Genomic DNA, 17,176 nt, shown 5'->3' with positions numbered 1-17,176 from the left:
ACTTCTTTTAAATATGATGAATAAAAATCTCCCGATACCACAAAATGAAGTAGCTCGTTTAGATGCTTTGGCTCAATACAATATTCTTGATACTTTACCAGAAGAAGAATTTGATCGTCTCACACAATTAGCATCGATAATATGCGGAGTTCCCATTGCATTAATTACTTTAATTGATAAGGACAGGCAGTGGTTTAAATCTAAAATTGGTTTAGAGACACCCGAAACTCCAAGATGTATTTCCTTTTGCCAATATGCAATTAATGATGAATCCTTTTTTGAAATTGAAGATGCAACAAAGGACGAACGTTTTTTAAGCAACCCTTTAGTAACAGATCAACCCAATATCCGATTCTATGCCGGGTATCCATTAATAGATCCCGATGGCTATGCGCTAGGTTCTCTTTGTGTAATTGATAGAAAAGCTAGAAAATTAACTGCCGACCAAAGGCGGGTATTGACACTCTTGGCTAATGAAGTAGTTTCACAAATTGTATCTAGAAAAAAAAATGCTGAAAAGGATAAATTAGAAAAAATGTTCAACCTTTCAATTGATTTGAAATGCGTGGCTGGTACTGATGGATATTTCAAAAAACTTAACCCTGCATTTACACTAACTTTAGGGTGGACAATAGAAGAATTGCTTGCAAAACCGTTTTATGACTTCATTCACCCTGATGATGTTACTACCACTTTTAATGAAATTAAAAAATTAGCAACAGGAGAAAAAACGATAAACTTCGAAAATCGGTTTATAACAAAAAATGGCGATTACCCGTCAATAAGCTGGAATGCTATTTCTGATGAAATAACAGGAGAACTTTACGCAGTTGGACGTGATATTAGCGAACGAAAAAAAGCAGAAGAAAAACTAACGGAATACAAACATTTTTTTTACAACACAGCTAACTTTTCTTGTATTGCAAATGTGGAGGGTTATTTTGAAGTCATTAATTCAAATTTTGAAAAGGCATTAGGTTATAGCGAAAGAGAATTGCTCGAAAGTCAATTTCTGAGTTTCGTACATCCTGATGATATTGATTTAACCCTAAAAGAAATTAAGAAACTGCAAAGAGATGTTAAAACTATAAATTTTGAGAACAGGTATCGCAAAAAAGATGGAAATTATTTGTGGTTCGATTGGCACGCAACTCCCAATCCTGTCACCGGAAAAATTTACGCAATTGCCCGTGATATAACTGAACAAAAAAAAGCAAAAGAGTTGCTAACACAAAGCGAGGAGTATAACCGTTTTATAATGAATTCTTCTCCAAATTCAATTGTAACTATCAATAGCTCCAAGAAAATAACTTTTTGGAATCTACAAGCCGAAACTGTTTTTGGCTGGAAAAAAGAGGAAGTGTTAGGAAAGAACATGATTGATTTATTAATTCCTTCGCGCTACCGGGATACGTGGAACAAAGTAATAGATAAATACCCTAAAAATGAGAAAAATTCATATAGTAATCAACTGCTAGAATTAACTTTACTCCATAAAGCTGGAAACGAATTTTATGGAGAAACTTCCATAACACCAATTGTTCAAGATGGCATACGCTATTACAGTGGCTTTATTCAAGATATTACCAAAAGGAAGGAAGCCGAAAAAAAGCTATCCCAAAGCACAAAATTATTAAAAACGATATTGGCCAACCTTAGATCCGGAATAAGAATGGAAGATCAAAATCGTAATCTGTTATTTGTTAATCAACACTATTGCGATATGCGTAATATCGATAGTAAACCAGAGGAATTGGCTGGTACGGATGGTTCAAATGCAGTAAATGAGGCACCATTGTTTTTTAAAGATGCAGAACGCTTAATTATAAAAACGAATAAAACATTAATTGATAGAAAACTTGTTATAGGAGAATTACTGGAAACCTTGGACAATCACTTTATAGAGCGCGATTACATCCCCTTGTTTGTTGATAATGAATTCAAAGGGCAGCTCTGGAAATATAACGATGTTACCGAAAAAGTACAAACCCAAAAACTATTGGAACAAAGTGAAGAGCGCAATCTCTTAATTATGAATTCTTCACTAAATTCAATAGTTACTATCGATAGTGCCAAGAAAATCACGTTTTGGAATCATCAGTCTGAAATTGTTTTTGGATGGAAAGAGGAGGAAGTATTAGGAAAAGTCTTTACAGACTTTATGGTTCCTACCCGTAATAAAGAACTTTGGGATAATTCCATATACCAGTATTTAAGTGAAGGACATACTGAGTTCTTGAATAAACAAGTAGAGCTTTACGGAGTAAATAAGGCCGGAGATGAATTCCTTACCGAAATTACCATCACTCCTATGACACAAGATGGAGAAACTTTTTTCTGTGCTTTCATTCAGGATATTTCCGATAAAAAGGCAGCAGAAAATATTCGAAAAATTCAAGAGGAGAAATTCCAAAACGTAATAACACACATGAACCTGGGATTGATAGAAGTGGACAATAACGAGATTATTCAATATGCAAACCAGAGTTTTGCCGCCATAATAGGTTACGAAATAAGCGAACTTGTAGGCAGAAATTTAATAGATTTTTTTGATTGTCAAGACAATTTGGACATCCTTACTTCCAAAATCAAACTCAGACAACAAGGCGTTTCAGACATCTATCAAATCCCGATCAAAAATAAAAGAGGGGAACTGAGATGGTTGACAATTAGTGGAGCTCCCAACTACGACAACAAAGGAAATGTAATAGGTTCGATAGGAATTCATCTGGATATAACAGACCAAAAAAAATTGGAGTCCGATCTTGAAAAAGAAAAAACAAACGCGTTAAAATCGTCCAAAGCCAAAGAAGTATTCTTGGCCAACATGAGTCACGAAATACGAACGCCCCTTAATGCAATTGTAGGTTTTTTAAGGGAATTAGATAAATTGGAACTTACCGGGCTTCAAAAGGACTATATCAATAACTGCTCCATAGCCTCCAAGCATTTACTGGCCATCATCAATAATATTTTAGATATTTCAAAAATCGAATCTGGAGAAATGAGTCTTGAATCTGTAGATTTTGTCTTTGAAAAATCCATTTCAAATGTTACAACAGTGTTGCATCCAATGCTGAAACAAAAAGGATTGGATTTTAACATCACTATTTCAAAAGAAATACGAAATGTATTGGTAGGAGATGCTATGAGGCTGCAACAAATTTTATACAACCTTGTTGGTAATGCCATAAAATTCACTAGTACAGGCAGTATTTCAATTAATTGTGAAGTTGTTGACGACAGCACTTTCTCCCAAAAATTAAAAATTTCGATATCGGATACCGGGATAGGAATGGAAAGCAGCTTTGTTTCGACTATTTTTAATAAATTTTCGCAGGAAGTTAAAGAAACCACCCGGAAATATGGTGGTACAGGTCTGGGCTTGCCGATCACCAAGGAGCTTGTCGAGTTAATGGGCGGCACAATTGAGATCGAAAGCGAAAAAAATAGGGGAACAACTATTTGTCTATACCTCAATTATCCCAAGTCAAGCAAGGAAAATGCCGTTGACCTTGATATTGTTAAACCCGTTATCAGATTAAAAAATATTTCAATTCTTCTGGTTGAAGACAATTATTTGAACCGAATGGTGGCCCAAAATTCTTTGCAATATTATAATTGCGAAGTAACCGAAGCTGAAAATGGCCTGGAAGCCGTCGAGATTTTGAAAAATAAAACCTTCGACATTATTCTTATGGATATCCAAATGCCAATAATGGGTGGTATCGAAGCAGTCCTAATTATTAGAAACGAACTAAATATTACAACGCCGATTATTGCGCTTACCGCAAATGCATTTAAAACAGAAATTGATAAATGCAAAAAAGCAGGCATGAACGACTATGTCGCCAAGCCTTTTGATGAAGACATTTTAATTGAAACCATTGCAAAATATACCGTGAACAAAATAACATCCGTTGCTGAACCAGAATTTCCAGAAACAGCTTCGATTGAGAAACTTTATAATTTGACGACATTACAAAACTTGAGCAGAAACAACAATGAATTTGTGCTTAAAATGGTCGGTGTCTTTGTGGAACAAACAATAGCAACTATTGAAAAAATAGATGCAGCGTTGGAATCAAATAATTTTCTGGAAATTAGCCAATTAATCCATAAAATTAGACCCAGCACCGATCATATGGGTGTTCTGTCTATTCAGAGTGAAATGAAAACTTTAGAAAAAATAGCAAAAGAAACACAAAATAAAGGGCAAATTACAACTATTTATATCTTGGTAAAAAAAACATTACAACTTGTAATTTCCCAACTTCAGAAAAATGAATTAAACGCATAAAGTTTTCTTTTTTATTGAAAATAATAGCTATATCTGTCATTGCGAACGCATTGCGGTAATCTCCTTACCGATGCGTAATCTCCAGCAGCTCTGACGCATGGATAGAAAAAAGCAATCATTTTGCTTTTTTCAAAAGTTGGAATACTTTCCAAAAAATGGAAAAAATAAACCATTTTATTTTATTAAAACCTTTATAATAAGCTACTTAACTTTTTGGCTTGCTTTTGGATTAGATCTTAACAATATAGTTAGATAATATGCAAAATCAAAATTCATTCAAATTTTTTATAGTAGACGACGATGTTTTTTGTGCAAAAATGCACGAACAATATTTGTTAAACCTAAACTACAGCAATATTAAATGTTTCAGTAATGGGAATGATTGCCTAAATAATCTAAATCAAAATCCAGACATTATTTTCTTGGATCACAACATGGATGGAATAACAGGATTAGAAGTTTTAAAAAAAATAAAACGCTACAATCCTAGCATTTATGTAATAATGGTTTCGGGTCAGCAAAATATTAAAATAGCTGTTGATGCTCATGAGTATGAAGCCTATGATTATATAATTAAAGACAATTTAGTGTACGATAAAATGACACTTATTATCAATAAAATTAGTTCGATGAAAAAAGCGACCTCAACTTTTATTGAAATCTCTAAAAATGAATTTTTAGACCCTTCTTTAGAATAAGTAATATGAACATTAAAAAAATAAAAATAGTTATATTATTCTTGTTAGGCTTTGGGCTACTAACAGCACAAGCACAACAAGCAATCACTGCCACTGGCGGCGATGCTTCTGGAAGCGGAGGAACAGTTGCTTATTCGGTAGGGCAAGTTGTTTATACCACCAATACAGGTACAAACGGTTCGGTAGCACAAGGCGTGCAACAATCCTACATAATTTCTATTGTGTTGGGCATAGAAGACAATTCCATTAAATTGGAATTAACAGCTTACCCAAACCCTACTACCAATTTTTTAACGCTTAATGTAGGTAACGCCGAACTTTCAACTTTGAGATTTCAACTTTACGACATCAGCGGAAAATTAATTGAAAGCCGAAAAATAGTAAGCAGCACCGAAACAATTGGTATGGAAAATTTACCAAGTGCCATTTATTTTTTGAAAGTGGTCAACAATAACAAAGAAGTAAAAACATTTAAAATCATTAAAAAATAAAAACTGTGACGAAGTTATATTTAATCATAGTAGGGCTTTTATTAACGGTAAGCGTATTTGCACAAGCCCCACAAAAAATGAGTTACCAAGCCGTAATTCGTAACAATAGTAACGCATTAATAACATCAACACCTATTGGAATGCAAATTAGCATATTGCAGAGTTCATCAACTGGCACAGCTGTGTATGTAGAAACCCAAACACCAAGCACCAACTCCAATGGTTTAGTAAGTTTAGAAATTGGAACAGGTACAATTATAACAGGTACATTTTCGGGTATCAACTGGGCAACTGGTCCTTATTTTATAAAAACAGAAACCGACCCAACAGGCGGAACCGCTTACACCATTGCTGGTACAAACGAATTAATGAGTGTGCCCTATGCTTTGTTTAGTGCAAACGGAACGGCTGGCTCAACTGGCGCTGCCGGTCCAAATATAATTACTGTAGCCACAACAACAACCCAAACTGGGTTATTAACAGGAAATGGTGCAAATGTTTCGGCTGTTCCCGCAACTACAGCAAGTATTGCTGCTTCTGCAGATAAAAACTATGTTACCAATGCTCAACAAACTGTCCTTGGAAATACAAGCAATACAAACACAGGTGACCAAACAACCATAACCGGAAATGCAGGAACAGCCACAGCGCTTGCGACCGCAAGAACAATCAACGGTGTGCCGTTTGACGGAACAGCAAATATTACGATAACCGCAGCAGCAGGTGGAATGCAATATTTTGAAAAAGAGTTAGTTTCTGACGGGGAAAATAGTATTGCTTTAACATTCTCTTTGGGTGTTTTTTCTAAAATTCATTATAATGGAACTTTACTAAGAAAAAATCAATGGTCAGGAGTTGGTCTTACTACTTTAACATTAATTCTTGACACAAGGCAAAACGATAAATTAACAGTTACAAATTAAATATTAACCTAAAATCTTGCAGTGGTATAGAAAAACTGGGGAAAACAAATGAAAAACCAATAAATAAAACCAATAAATAAAACCAATAAACCAAATGTCAGGGTTGGTTTATTTGTAATGAAAAACAACCTTGACACAAAGTAAATAAACAATTAACATCTTGCAGTGGTATAGATAAACTGAGTAAAATTATGAAAAAATACATACTAACAATCGCATTATTTGCAATTTCCTATTTAGGATTTTCACAAACTACACCAACAGCCCAATTGAGAGTTGCAGATCGAACAACTGCTTTTGGCCAAAATCTGCCTGCTGGAACGCAAATTTATGTTGTGTCTGATCGTACTTTATGGCAAGCAAAAATCGGAATTCCTTCTGCTTTATCAATTGACACTGCATTAGCCGCATTAACCGCAGCATCACCCATAGATTATTTGGTAAAAATTAACAGTAATGTCAGTTACTTTGTTCAATCATTTGAAGCAGCCGCTACACCAGGAACGTACACACTTACATATCTCCCGTTGCTACCTACAACTTCGATAACTGTTATGATGAATGGAGCGGCATTGAGGCCAACAACTGATTATACTAGTTCTGAGAAGGTTCTAACTATTATTTCTGCTCAATCAGAATATGATAAATTTGTAGTATCTTATACTTATACTAACAATTAATATTGCTATGTTTCTGTAGGATGATTTTCTTTATCCTGCAGAAGCATAGATTGAGTTTTTAAAGTTTTATTATAAAGGAATACAAATTTTAGATTCCTCACTTTGTTAGGAATAACAATTTTGGTTTATATAGGGAGAGCGAGCGTTCCAATTTCATCGTAAGGCCAGCTCTCCCTTATTTGCTATCAAAAGTCTTGTCATTCCGAAGAGAGGAATCTTTTTTTTATTTGCTTTTGATAGTGTTCAAATAAATGATTTACTAAATGTTATATTAAAATGAAAAACTTAATTATTTTATTTCTGTTTTTTCCTTCCCTGATGTTTGCACAGGCGCCACAGGCGCTGGTTGCACCTTCAGTATTAATGAAAATACCTGACGCAACAACTATCTTTGGTGCTAATTTAGGCGTTGGTACACAAATTTATGATATAGCTAATGATAAATTGTATGCGGTAAAAACAAAAATAATCTACACTGAAACAATTACCACTGCCGCAGCATCTTTGAGCTTGATTAACACCGCTGGTTATAGTTCTGTTACTGCTTCTTCAATTATTTCAACTACTTCAACTACAGATGTAGTAATTACAGACATGACTAAAACTCTAGTAGAGGCTGGTATGTATTCTATTCATTTTAATGGGCAATTAAACATCCCCGCAGCTAATTATACAACTGGTTTTAGCACTGCTACTGCGGCTGCAGATTTAAATTTAATTTATAACGATATTATGGCAATACCTGTAACCGGTACCCATGCACTTACTTTTGGAAGTGGGGAAACGCTTCTTCCTGGAGTTTATAATGTATCGGGCGCGGCATCAATTGCCGGCACTCTTACTCTAAATGGTAATAATGAAATAAACCCTATATTTATAGTTAGAGCCAATGCAGGAGCATTTAATACAGGGGCTGGTACTAATGTAATTTTAACAAACGGAGCAACCGCAAAAAATGTTTTTTGGATTGCCGATGGAGCAGTTGGTCTCGGTGCTAGTACAAATATCTCAGGAACCTTATTTTCTCATGGAGCTGCTGTTGCAGGGGCTAATACCACAGTAAACGGACGATTATTAACGACATTGGGAGCAATTTCTTTCGGAGAAGGTACACTTACTTTGCCAACAGGCAATAGCATTATAAATTTTAGGAGCTTGTCTAATTTCGTAATATTTACCAGTTCAGGTGGAGTTGCCAATACTGGTGCTTCAGTATATAATGGAGATATTGGAACAGCTGGAGGTGCCATCACAGGCTTTGCTGCAACTGCAACTGTAAATGGAACTATCTTTCAATCAGGATCAACTACGCTTGTTACCCCCATTAATCATATGGCTACTTTTAGCCTTTATAAAAATGGCGTCTTAATTCCTTATTCTAGCAGAACAAGAGTAGAATTACCATCGGACATTTCATTACTAGCCCTTTCTAAAATTGAAGTGGATGACACAATAGATGTGAGATGGAAAATTGATGAACAAAAGTCTGATGGTATCGAAATAAGTGTTCTTAATAGAATTTTAACATTGATTAGAGTAGGAAACTAACCAAACGGTACTCGTTTAAAATATAAAAGAAAATTCAGCATGAAAAAATTTCACGCAACATAAAATTTTAGGTACTAACGGGCCTATAGTTCTTCTGCTCCTATTCTTTTTAATCCAAATACTAGAAATACAAGCACAATACATGAAGAATTAAATAACTTAATGCAACAAATGATAATTTTATCTTTGTTGAATTATGGAAAAATCCCGTAAAAGATTAACCCTTAATGAAAGGGTAATTATTGAGACACTTTTAAACGAAAACAAGTCTAAAAGTTATATTGCCTCAATACTGGAATTCCTACAAAAAGTGAAACAAAAAAGTTAAGACCTATGCTACATTTTTCAATTTGTTAAATTCTTGTTCCGTTTATGCTGGAGATTTATAACCCAAAGAAGAGTGTAAACGTTTTCTATTACACCATACTTCGGCTTTGGGAATAAACAATCCTACAGCGAATTTTATTTGATCCCCTGAATTAGAGTTGAATTTTAGGGTCAATGGCTCCGATTTATTCTAACATTATTGTTTCATCGGACAATACTATAACTACCCTGTTTTGGTCCAGTGCTTCCATAAGTTGTTCCGTCAGATGCATTATGGCTTTTTTGAGAGCGGATTCCTCTTGCGGGAATTTTAGATACTGAATAAATTGCAAATCGACAGAAGGTTCTTCCTGACCTAAAAACAGAATTTCACAGCGTGTTAATTTTGCACTCAACTTTATTTTGTACTGTATTATTATATTTTCTTGTGCTTTTAACAAAGCCTTTTTAAATTCTGGTACGGAAATACCCAACTAGTTCATCAAAATGCTCTATGTCTGTATTGTGTTCAAAAATTCCTTTGAATTTATTCAATAATGTGTTTGCATTTTGGTTGGTAAAAAACTTTGTAGACATTTATTATTATCTTTTGTTATTTTGCGAAACGTAAAACTATGCTTTTTTAAAGAAATAACCTACACAAAAAACATACAGATTAATTTGTTTTATTATGTAAACGATACCCAAATAGTGTCATTACAAATCAAAAATAATCTTTAGGTTTTGTTTTACTTTACGGTTTCCCACATTTTGAGAAAATAATTATTTAATTCTGCACTATTTAGATTGTCCAGAAACAATTGAAAATCGTACAATTGAATCAACCCGTCCTTGTTATCCGGTACTTGTGCCAACTGCACAAAATTGATGTTTTGGTATAGGGATTTTTCTCCTACTATGTCTTGTATGATGATGAAAATTGCTTGTTGTAACGTCTTTGTATCACAATACAAATTGTAACTTTTTAAAAAAACTACAATGTCTAACTTATGTGATAATTCATGATACTCAACAGGTAAAAATGTGAGTTCGCTGGCTTTTAATGAAATCTCATGGAAGATGTAAGGTTCATCAAGACCCTTCATGAGTTTGTCAATTCTTTCGATTGGTTGGATGAAAGCGGTGAATTTCCAGTTTTTCAATTGCGGTGCATTGTCGACTAAATCAATTACGTGATTAAAGTATTCTTGGTTGCCGTTGGCGGTTAAAATTAGCTCGCATTTTCCGTTGGCGGTTTTCGGATATACAATCATAAAGTCAATTTCCTTGCAATAATAACCGAGGTTTTTGTTTATCCAAAAGCTGATGTGTTTTTGGTTTTTAGGGGTTTCGTTGATGAGGTTTTTGATGGTTTGATTGTTGTCTTGGAACCAGTTCCAGAAAGTGTTGATTTTTTTCATGATAGAAAAGTTTAAGGTTTAAGGTTTGAAAAGTTTAAAGTTGCTTCTCGATACAATTTTTACGCAAAGTGATAAGATTGCTTCGTTCCTCGCAATGACTTTATCGTTTGTCTTTCGTTCTACTATCAAATGTTATCAAATTGAACATTTGTCGCATTCTGGAGCGGAGGCGGTTGCCGTAGTTGTTTTCGATTTCGGAGGCGGAAAGGTTGGTGGTGATGTGCGTGACGGATTTGTTTTCGACAAATTGTTCGTATCGGCTTATTAGTACTTCAGCCATGACGTTACAATCATTTCCGAAGTGCTTTATTTGCTGTTCGGCACCTAAATCGTCAAAGCAATAACCGGTTAGTTTTGATTGACTGGCTTGCTTTAGCGTGTAGCAGTTGATGGCTTCAAAACCATTTTTGGCAAATTCAAACGAGACTTCCCTGCATGTTTTTATTTTGTACTCAGACGCATGATAGGTAAAAGGACGTACTAAGTTCATTAGGTATGTTTTTCCGCAACCAATTGAACCTGATACTAAAATGCCTTTTGTTAAGTCTATATTTTGGTTTATGGCAGCTTTCTCATCTTTTATCATATAAATCAACAATTTGTAGATGGTAGGGTAATCCATTTCGCTGATATGAAACGAACTTCCATAGGTTATTTTTCCTTGGTTTTCTAAATATTCCAAGCATTTCTGGAAATTGTACACTTTGAAACCTTTGTAGACCAAGAAGGTTTCATGGACTGATTTACAATGGTTCGTCATATTTTTTTTGGGTTGCCGTGTGCAAGTGCATCGGTTTTGGTTGGGCGTTGTAATCGGATTTTGGAGTGTTTGTTGCAAACTTAGCTGTGTTGAGCATCCAGTTTCTTGCTGCAGCTTTCCAATCTTTCATTTTTGTTTTTCCGCCTATGAGCCAACCGATGCTGGAGTAGTAATTGAAAAACTTATTGGCTTCTATTTGGGAGCTTTCCTTGAAAGAGAAGTATTCCAGTATCATTTCGAGTGATGGCACTGTGGTTTCAAAAAATAAATCGAGTTCAACAGCTTTTTCTTTTTTGGCGCAACTTTTTTCTTTTTGCTGCCCGCTTTCAGTTTGTTTTTTATTGGTAGCAGCGAATACTGGAAGTATTTGCTGACCGGTCTCCGTTTTTATTTCTTTCTCTTTTGGATTTATCAAAGGATTCAAATTTTGAACTGGTTCATTTCTTGAAATTTTTTCTATATCTATTTTTGTATTGTTTAAATTGTTTTTAGGTGTTTGTTTTTTATTATATATATAGAGCTGTTCATTTACCTGTTCAATGACTTGTTCATTTTTTGATTCGGTCAAATTGTGAACGGGTTCATTTTTTGAATGGGTTGAGTGTGGTATTTTTGAAATTGTTTTTTCTTTTTCAGAAAAATTGATCATAATGATGTTGGAGCAAGAGTGTGGATTGAATGTCGGATTGTATACCATAAACCCTAAAAGCTCTAATTCTTTCATGCATTTATGATACGTTGCTTTTGAATTGATTTTGCTGGCTTTCATGATTTCTTCCCGAGAAATGCCTGTTGGATTCTTGAATCGATTTACGTTCCAACATTGGAAAAGTGCCAAATAGAGCGAAATGTGCGTTGGATTTAGGTTGGGTTCATAATTGATTTTATTGAAAAATCCGGTGAGGTGTTTGATGTAGTTCATGAGATAGTGTTCAGTTTTTAGTGTTCAGTTTGATTAACCACAAGTTGTAAGGAGTTAATGAGATTATTCCTCTAATTCGAATAAAGTCCTCTTGTCCTCCTTTGTCTAGGTTAGACAGATTGTTTGGTTACTTGTAATGACTTTACTTGAAAAGGGTAGGCAGGGCATTTACTTTATTTCCGTTTAAAAGTTTTTCTATATCAGTTTGGTCGTAATACATAATTCCACCGATTTTGGTATAGGTCAGTGTGCCGTTGACACGAAGGTTTTGGAGTGTTCCGGGAGAAATGTTGAGTAATTTCCTGACTTCTGTTGATTTCAGCCATTTTTTGGATTGCTCGTTTGTGCCTTTAAGTATTTTTGTAATATCTTCTAAGAGAGATTTACGGAATTCACAGAGGTCTGCTTTGGTAAGGATTTCGATTGCCATAACTTTCGGTTTATATTGTTATGGTGCAAAATTGTTGTAATTGATTGTTTTTATATCACAAGTGGTTCACAAGTTGTGAAAGAAAAAATGGGTTTTTATTTTGAAGGGGCTGTGGTTATTGACTTCTTTTTATTAAATTTTTTCTTTTGTCTTGATAACTCACGAGTTAATAATTTATTGGAGTTAGTCAATCTTTGATTTCAAAAGAAACAAAAAATTAAGCCTATACTGTTGTTACACGTTTTTTGTTTATTACGAAATTCTTTTCTTTTGTCTTGATACAAAAGAAACAAAAAATCAAGCCTGAAAATAAAAAGCTTGAAAACTACCTCAAAGTTCCATTCCGCACTCCGCGAGTTGAGTCCGCAGGACTCAACTCGCGGAGTGCTGCCATTTCACTTTTTCGTTGTTTTCTATGCTTTGTATTTAAGGGCGAGGAGAAGTGGAAGTTTATTTGGATTTTGCTCTATAACTCGACTCTAGGATCACTCCCTTCGGCCAACGCTTAATTCGTTAGCACGATTTTTGGAATGGTAACTATAAAGGACATTTCAGATGATGTCTTGTTATTATGAATGTTGTTGACTTCTTAATTTATTGATGAAGTAGGTGGGAGAGAGGCCTGTTTGATTTTTGAACGCTCGTGTAAAGTTTTGGGTGGAGCCGAAACCAGCTTCGTCAGCTAATGCCTTATTTTTGTAATTGCGGTATATGTTTTCGTTTTTTAGTAATTCTACAATATGTTCAATCTTCAAATAGGTGATATATTCGACGGTTCCTTTGTCGCGGTAACGTGCAATAATTTTTGAAGCGTATTTCGTATTGGTGTTTAGTAATGAAGCCATTTTTCCCAAATTCATGTCTTTTACGAGGTACTTTTTATTGCGCTCGAATTTTTCTAGATTTTTTAAAATTGCAATAACCAATTCTGGATTGATACCGAGTTCTTTACTGGTATTGTTTGAAACCAATGATTGGATGATTTCGGGTTTGCGATTCATTAATTCTTCAAATAATCTTTTATTTTTATAATGTCTGTACACTAGTATTGCAATGATTACTGTCATTATGGTAATTATAATGGTCCAGTAGTGTTCAATGTTTCTTTGAGTTTGAATTAAATTTTTTGTGTCGTATTTTTTGTGTATTTTCCCTGAAAGGTATTTATAATCCTTAATTAGGACTTGGTCTACTTTTGAAAGGGCTGTGACATAATATAACTCTAATTCTTTGTCGTTTTGTTGCTGATAATAATCAATTAATAGTTCATAGGCTTCCCGTAAATCGGGACGTATGTACTTTTGTTTTTGGAACGCTTCATCAATCTTTTTTAAGTAGGGTAGTGCCTTTTCCTGTGCCTTTTGAGCCCAGTAGCTTTTACCTATGTAAAAATAGGCGGTCGTTTCGTTTGTAAAGTCTTTATTCACTTTCATAGAAGGCAGTGCCTTTGTCAATTTTTTTATTGCGTCGGGATAATTGTGTTTAAAATATTGGTTTACGCCTTCGGAATGGATGAAGTAGGACTGCATTTCTAGGTTTTTAAAGCGCAGACCTGCACTCAGTCCCAACTGATTCATCTGGGTGCATAGTTTATATTTACCTATGCGGTTGTAAGAAAGCCCTAAAGAATGAAGTGAATTCAGATAGGCACGGCTATTTTCTTCCTTGAAGTAGCCAAGACATTCTTTGAATAATGCTATTGCCTCATCGTAAAACCCGAGGTAATATTTGATCTGAGCAATGCCATATTTTATTTTGTAAATTTGGTACTGGTTGCTTGTTTTTGAAATGTATTCATCTGCTAACAGGTAGTTGTCAAGTGCTTTCATGAGCTCTTTACGGTCATAATACACTGCTCCTCTAGTCATGTAAACGGCTCCAATTAATTCGATATCGGCTGTTCGTTTAGCTGCCGTCACCATACTATCGGCATATATAAGCCGTAACTTTTTATCGTTTTTGTAAATTAAAACTTTATAAGCCAACGCCATTTGGCCGAAGTTTTTCTCCCTTTTTGCTTTAGCTAACCATGACTGTGCATACAACCTTTCTTTGATACTGTCCTTTTCCTCATAAAGTATGTTGTTGCTAAAATATTCATAGTTTTTAGCTGAAAGACTGTCCAAAATTACAAATTTATTTTGTTGTGCCTGGACATTATAATACAGGCATACCCATAGTATAAGCAAGTAGTTTTTCGTCATATTCCTAAGAGATTGGGGGCTTACTGATTAGAAAATTCAGTATTAGTTACTATGGTGATTTATTCCTATGCACTAAATGTAACTAAAATAACTTAATTCATGCAAGAATTACCCTAGTAAAGGATTTTTTTATTTTCTTGAATGTAACTCATTGGATAGTTGTTATTTATTGGAAAATGTTCTGTGTTCAATTCGGGAATTGCGTATAGTAGATTCCCGAATTGAACAGTCGTTGGCTTGCCAGGGAGGAAACGTCCCACTAGTTTTGCCCTGAATTCAAACGGTTTTGTTATGAGTAAAACCAACACCAACATTGTTCAGATTACCCCGGGAGAAATGAACTGATGAAAAAAAGTAATCAGTAATATTTAAAAACATTATCAAAGATGAAAAAATTCTATTCAGGTCTTAGCACATTAATTTGTTTGTGCGTTCTATTTACACTTGATTCCTGTACCGCCGATACACCTGTTGTATCTGGCGATACCATAAGCAAGGCAGATACAAAGAATGAAATTCATTATTATCCCAAAAAAGGGGATACAGTGCTCGCTGCGGAAAGTTTATCGGCTAACACTAGTACAGAGGAACCAGCAATGGCTGTTGATCCTGACTGGAAAATACTTGTTGGCCATATTATTGATGGTTCTGGAAGTACGGACTAAACATCAGAATTATACGCATTACTTCGGTAATTATTATTACAGTATGAGTTTTTTGCAATTAAAACAAAAAGGTTGCTCAATTTGAGCAGCCTTTTTCAATTCTCATCTGCATCATCCATGCGGATTATGAGTTTGTTTTTGAGTGTATTCATAAATTTTGTCCTATCGGATTTCCTGTTGCGGATTTCCAGAAAGACCCTGTTGAATTGCCCTAATTCGATTCCTAAAGAAGACTCGAAAAAGGATATGACTTCTTTGAGCCCTGTGGCTCCATTATTAAAAACGCCTTCTGAATGCAGCGCATAAATTAATTCTATCAGATCTACTTTTGATCCTGTCCATTTTAGGCTTTTATAGAGTGGGTAAGGCGATTGTGTTGTTATTGGCTTTCTTTCTAGTTTTTCCATTTGCTCCAGCAGAAAATTTTTTATTTCATCGTTCGCTATTATGCGAGCCATCTTATAGTCGTGAGAGGTTGCGAATCGATGGTCTATTTGGAAATAAACACTGTCCATCATTAATTTAAGATCGTATTTTTCGCGTATATAATATTTGCTGTCAAGACAGTTGTTAGCCGTGCGGCAGTAGCGGTAAAATTCCTGGTTTTGTTTGAAGAAAACTTTTAATTTAAAAAGTTCTGAGTTATAATATTTAGCTATTGTTTTATGGGATCCCAATGGCTTGTTGGTTTCAATAGTATATATTTCGCTGTAGTAAATGAGTTTAGCCGCAAACTTTGGCTTGATGTCGCGAAAGAACTCTATTTCTTCTTTCTTGTTCAACGATTTATATTTTATGAAAAAGGATTTTAGCCTCTCTAAGGCAGTAACGCTACTTTTAATGGCTAATTCGGCCGATTGAATTGGATTTTCTGTTTGCAGATAGATTACTTGTAATTGCTGTTCTAATTGGGACATCAAGGATTCAGTAAACAATTTCATTAGGTCTGTTTTAGATTTACAATTTGACTGATTCAGTACTTGAATCCGGAGGCAAATCTATTTGATGGTTGCTTGGGTTGCAAATGGTGTGGTGTTCGATTCCCGAATTGAATAGTGAAATTCCCGAATTGCATACTTTGTTTTTTGATACTAATGCGGTGAATAAGTTTTATATTTACCGCATAATTGCGGTGATAAATGAAAGTAATCACCGCATATTTTTTTATTTGCGGTAAATAAGTTTTATATTTACCGCAAAAATGCGGTAGATATGTATGTTCATCAAAAAAATGATTGGCCAAAATTCGCTTGGGATGCAGATGTGATTACGCCCCTGCTAGGAACCGTCAGACACAGGCAAGGCAAAATACTTGGAGTGATGCAAGGACTTGGATTTCGATTGCAAGAGGAGACTGTGCTTAAAACATTGACCTTGGACGTACTAAAGTCGAGCGAAATTGAAGGAGAACAATTGAATCCAGAACAGGTTCGTTCTTCAATTGCAAGGCGTTTAGGTATTGAAATAGCCGGTGCTGTTCCTGCGGAACGCAATGTTGAAGGTGTTGTAGAAATGCTATTGGACGCTACGCAACGATATGAAGAACCTTTAAGTGATGATCGTTTGTTTGGATGGCATGCTGCTCTTTTCCCGACCGGGCGAAGTGGAATGTATAAAATAAAAACTGCAGCTTGGCGAGACGATGTCATGCAGGTTACTTCTGGTCCAATGGGAAAAGAAACTATACATTTTGAAGCACCAAGCGCGGATAAAGTACCTACAGAAATGAATGTTTTTTTAGATTGGTTTAATTCAAATCAAGATTTTGATCCTGTATTGAAGGCCGCTTTTGCCCATTTGTGGTTTGTTACCATACATCCATTTGAAG

The 17,176-nt window shown here is 34.9% G+C and carries 17 protein-coding genes; 9 read left to right on the top strand and 8 right to left on the bottom strand.

The features are described from left to right. The first annotated feature begins 13 nt into the window (after positions 1-13). From EKL96_RS12005 to EKL96_RS14705, 7 genes are all read left to right on the top strand, one after another. Positions 14-4,300: a PAS domain S-box protein gene (locus EKL96_RS12005; RefSeq protein ID WP_126462706.1), complete on the top strand. Its 4,287-nt coding sequence runs from the start codon at positions 14-16 to the stop codon at positions 4,298-4,300. A 257-nt stretch (positions 4,301-4,557) separates the two neighbouring features. Then, the gene (locus tag EKL96_RS12000) at positions 4,558-4,998 is read left to right on the top strand and encodes a response regulator (RefSeq protein ID WP_126462704.1); all 441 of its coding nucleotides are present in this window, start codon (positions 4,558-4,560) and stop codon (positions 4,996-4,998) included. Positions 4,999-5,003: 5 nt separating this feature from the next. Then, on the top strand, positions 5,004-5,489 hold the full coding sequence (locus EKL96_RS11995; RefSeq protein WP_126462701.1) for a T9SS type A sorting domain-containing protein: 486 nt from the start codon (positions 5,004-5,006) through the stop codon (positions 5,487-5,489). Positions 5,490-5,494: 5 nt separating this feature from the next. Further along, entirely contained in the window at positions 5,495-6,412 is a 918-nt protein-coding gene (locus EKL96_RS14330; RefSeq protein WP_199739624.1) for a hypothetical protein, read from the top strand. 191 nt (positions 6,413-6,603) lie between these two features. Further along, the gene (locus tag EKL96_RS11985; protein ID WP_126462698.1) at positions 6,604-7,092 is read left to right on the top strand and encodes a hypothetical protein; all 489 of its coding nucleotides are present in this window, start codon (positions 6,604-6,606) and stop codon (positions 7,090-7,092) included. Positions 7,093-7,368: 276 nt separating this feature from the next. Then, positions 7,369-8,640 carry an ice-binding family protein gene (locus EKL96_RS11980; protein ID WP_126462696.1) on the top strand — a complete coding sequence of 424 codons (1,272 nt, stop codon included), beginning with the start codon at positions 7,369-7,371 and terminating at the stop codon, positions 8,638-8,640. Between the two features lie 196 nt (positions 8,641-8,836). After that, a complete protein-coding gene (locus EKL96_RS14705; protein WP_126462693.1) occupies positions 8,837-8,968 on the top strand; it encodes a helix-turn-helix domain-containing protein in 132 nt (43 codons plus the stop codon). A gap of 184 nt (positions 8,969-9,152) precedes the next feature. On the opposite strand, the gene EKL96_RS11970 is transcribed toward EKL96_RS14705, so the two are convergent. The 7 genes from EKL96_RS11970 to EKL96_RS11945 all read right to left on the bottom strand — a co-directional run bounded on the left by EKL96_RS11970 (position 9,153) and on the right by EKL96_RS11945 (position 14,683). Next, the gene (locus EKL96_RS11970; protein ID WP_126462691.1) at positions 9,153-9,362 is read right to left on the bottom strand and encodes a hypothetical protein; all 210 of its coding nucleotides are present in this window, start codon (positions 9,360-9,362) and stop codon (positions 9,153-9,155) included. Between the two features lie 52 nt (positions 9,363-9,414). Next, positions 9,415-9,543 (bottom strand): hypothetical protein, encoded by a 129-nt coding sequence (locus EKL96_RS14600; RefSeq protein ID WP_255416347.1) that lies wholly within the window; start codon positions 9,541-9,543, stop codon positions 9,415-9,417. Positions 9,544-9,695: 152 nt separating this feature from the next. After that, positions 9,696-10,367: a hypothetical protein gene (locus EKL96_RS11965; RefSeq protein WP_126462688.1), complete on the bottom strand. Its 672-nt coding sequence runs from the start codon at positions 10,365-10,367 to the stop codon at positions 9,696-9,698. 100 nt (positions 10,368-10,467) lie between these two features. Then, positions 10,468-11,127 (bottom strand): ATPase, encoded by a 660-nt coding sequence (locus EKL96_RS11960; protein ID WP_126462685.1) that lies wholly within the window; start codon positions 11,125-11,127, stop codon positions 10,468-10,470. Next, a complete protein-coding gene (locus EKL96_RS11955; RefSeq protein WP_126462682.1) occupies positions 11,111-12,049 on the bottom strand; it encodes a transcriptional regulator in 939 nt (312 codons plus the stop codon). The genes EKL96_RS11960 and EKL96_RS11955 overlap by 17 nt, the downstream gene beginning before the upstream one ends. Positions 12,050-12,191: 142 nt before the next feature. Beyond that, positions 12,192-12,479, bottom strand: a complete 288-nt coding sequence (locus tag EKL96_RS11950; protein WP_039107836.1) for a helix-turn-helix domain-containing protein — start codon at positions 12,477-12,479, stop codon at positions 12,192-12,194. A 569-nt stretch (positions 12,480-13,048) separates the two neighbouring features. Further along, positions 13,049-14,683 (bottom strand): AraC family transcriptional regulator, encoded by a 1,635-nt coding sequence (locus tag EKL96_RS11945; protein ID WP_126462679.1) that lies wholly within the window; start codon positions 14,681-14,683, stop codon positions 13,049-13,051. 425 nt (positions 14,684-15,108) lie between these two features. On the opposite strand from EKL96_RS11945, the gene EKL96_RS11940 reads away from it, so the two are divergent. Continuing rightward, positions 15,109-15,348 carry a hypothetical protein gene (locus tag EKL96_RS11940; protein ID WP_126462676.1) on the top strand — a complete coding sequence of 80 codons (240 nt, stop codon included), beginning with the start codon at positions 15,109-15,111 and terminating at the stop codon, positions 15,346-15,348. Between the two features lie 95 nt (positions 15,349-15,443). Here the strand turns inward: EKL96_RS11940 and EKL96_RS11935 are convergent, their stop codons facing one another. Continuing rightward, positions 15,444-16,289 carry an RteC domain-containing protein gene (locus EKL96_RS11935; RefSeq protein ID WP_126462673.1) on the bottom strand — a complete coding sequence of 282 codons (846 nt, stop codon included), beginning with the start codon at positions 16,287-16,289 and terminating at the stop codon, positions 15,444-15,446. Between the two features lie 271 nt (positions 16,290-16,560). Between EKL96_RS11935 and EKL96_RS14490 the strand changes: the two genes are divergently transcribed. After that, a partial coding sequence (locus tag EKL96_RS14490) for a Fic family protein (RefSeq protein WP_126462670.1) occupies positions 16,561-17,176 on the top strand: 616 nt, incomplete at its 3' end.

The sequence above is a fragment of the Flavobacterium sp. LS1R10 genome (assembly GCF_003968825.1).
GTDB lineage: Bacteria > Bacteroidota > Bacteroidia > Flavobacteriales > Flavobacteriaceae > Flavobacterium.
Note: the sequence above shows the minus strand (reverse complement) of the source record. Positions and strands in the feature narration are given on the sequence as shown.

Coding starts and splice junctions, on each gene's coding strand:
- EKL96_RS11950 (WP_039107836.1), bottom strand. CDS start 12,479: ATGGCAATCGAAATCCTTACCAAAGCAGACCTCTGTGAATTCCGTAAA.
- EKL96_RS11945 (WP_126462679.1), bottom strand. CDS start 14,683: ATGACGAAAAACTACTTGCTTATACTATGGGTATGCCTGTATTATAAT.
- EKL96_RS11980 (WP_126462696.1), top strand. CDS start 7,369: ATGAAAAACTTAATTATTTTATTTCTGTTTTTTCCTTCCCTGATGTTT.
- EKL96_RS14705 (WP_126462693.1), top strand. CDS start 8,837: ATGGAAAAATCCCGTAAAAGATTAACCCTTAATGAAAGGGTAATTATT.
- EKL96_RS11985 (WP_126462698.1), top strand. CDS start 6,604: ATGAAAAAATACATACTAACAATCGCATTATTTGCAATTTCCTATTTA.
- EKL96_RS12000 (WP_126462704.1), top strand. CDS start 4,558: ATGCAAAATCAAAATTCATTCAAATTTTTTATAGTAGACGACGATGTT.
- EKL96_RS11955 (WP_126462682.1), bottom strand. CDS start 12,049: ATGAACTACATCAAACACCTCACCGGATTTTTCAATAAAATCAATTAT.
- EKL96_RS11935 (WP_126462673.1), bottom strand. CDS start 16,289: ATGAAATTGTTTACTGAATCCTTGATGTCCCAATTAGAACAGCAATTA.
- EKL96_RS11960 (WP_126462685.1), bottom strand. CDS start 11,127: ATGACGAACCATTGTAAATCAGTCCATGAAACCTTCTTGGTCTACAAA.
- EKL96_RS11995 (WP_126462701.1), top strand. CDS start 5,004: ATGAACATTAAAAAAATAAAAATAGTTATATTATTCTTGTTAGGCTTT.
- EKL96_RS12005 (WP_126462706.1), top strand. CDS start 14: ATGATGAATAAAAATCTCCCGATACCACAAAATGAAGTAGCTCGTTTA.
- EKL96_RS11965 (WP_126462688.1), bottom strand. CDS start 10,367: ATGAAAAAAATCAACACTTTCTGGAACTGGTTCCAAGACAACAATCAA.
- EKL96_RS14600 (WP_255416347.1), bottom strand. CDS start 9,543: ATGTCTACAAAGTTTTTTACCAACCAAAATGCAAACACATTATTGAAT.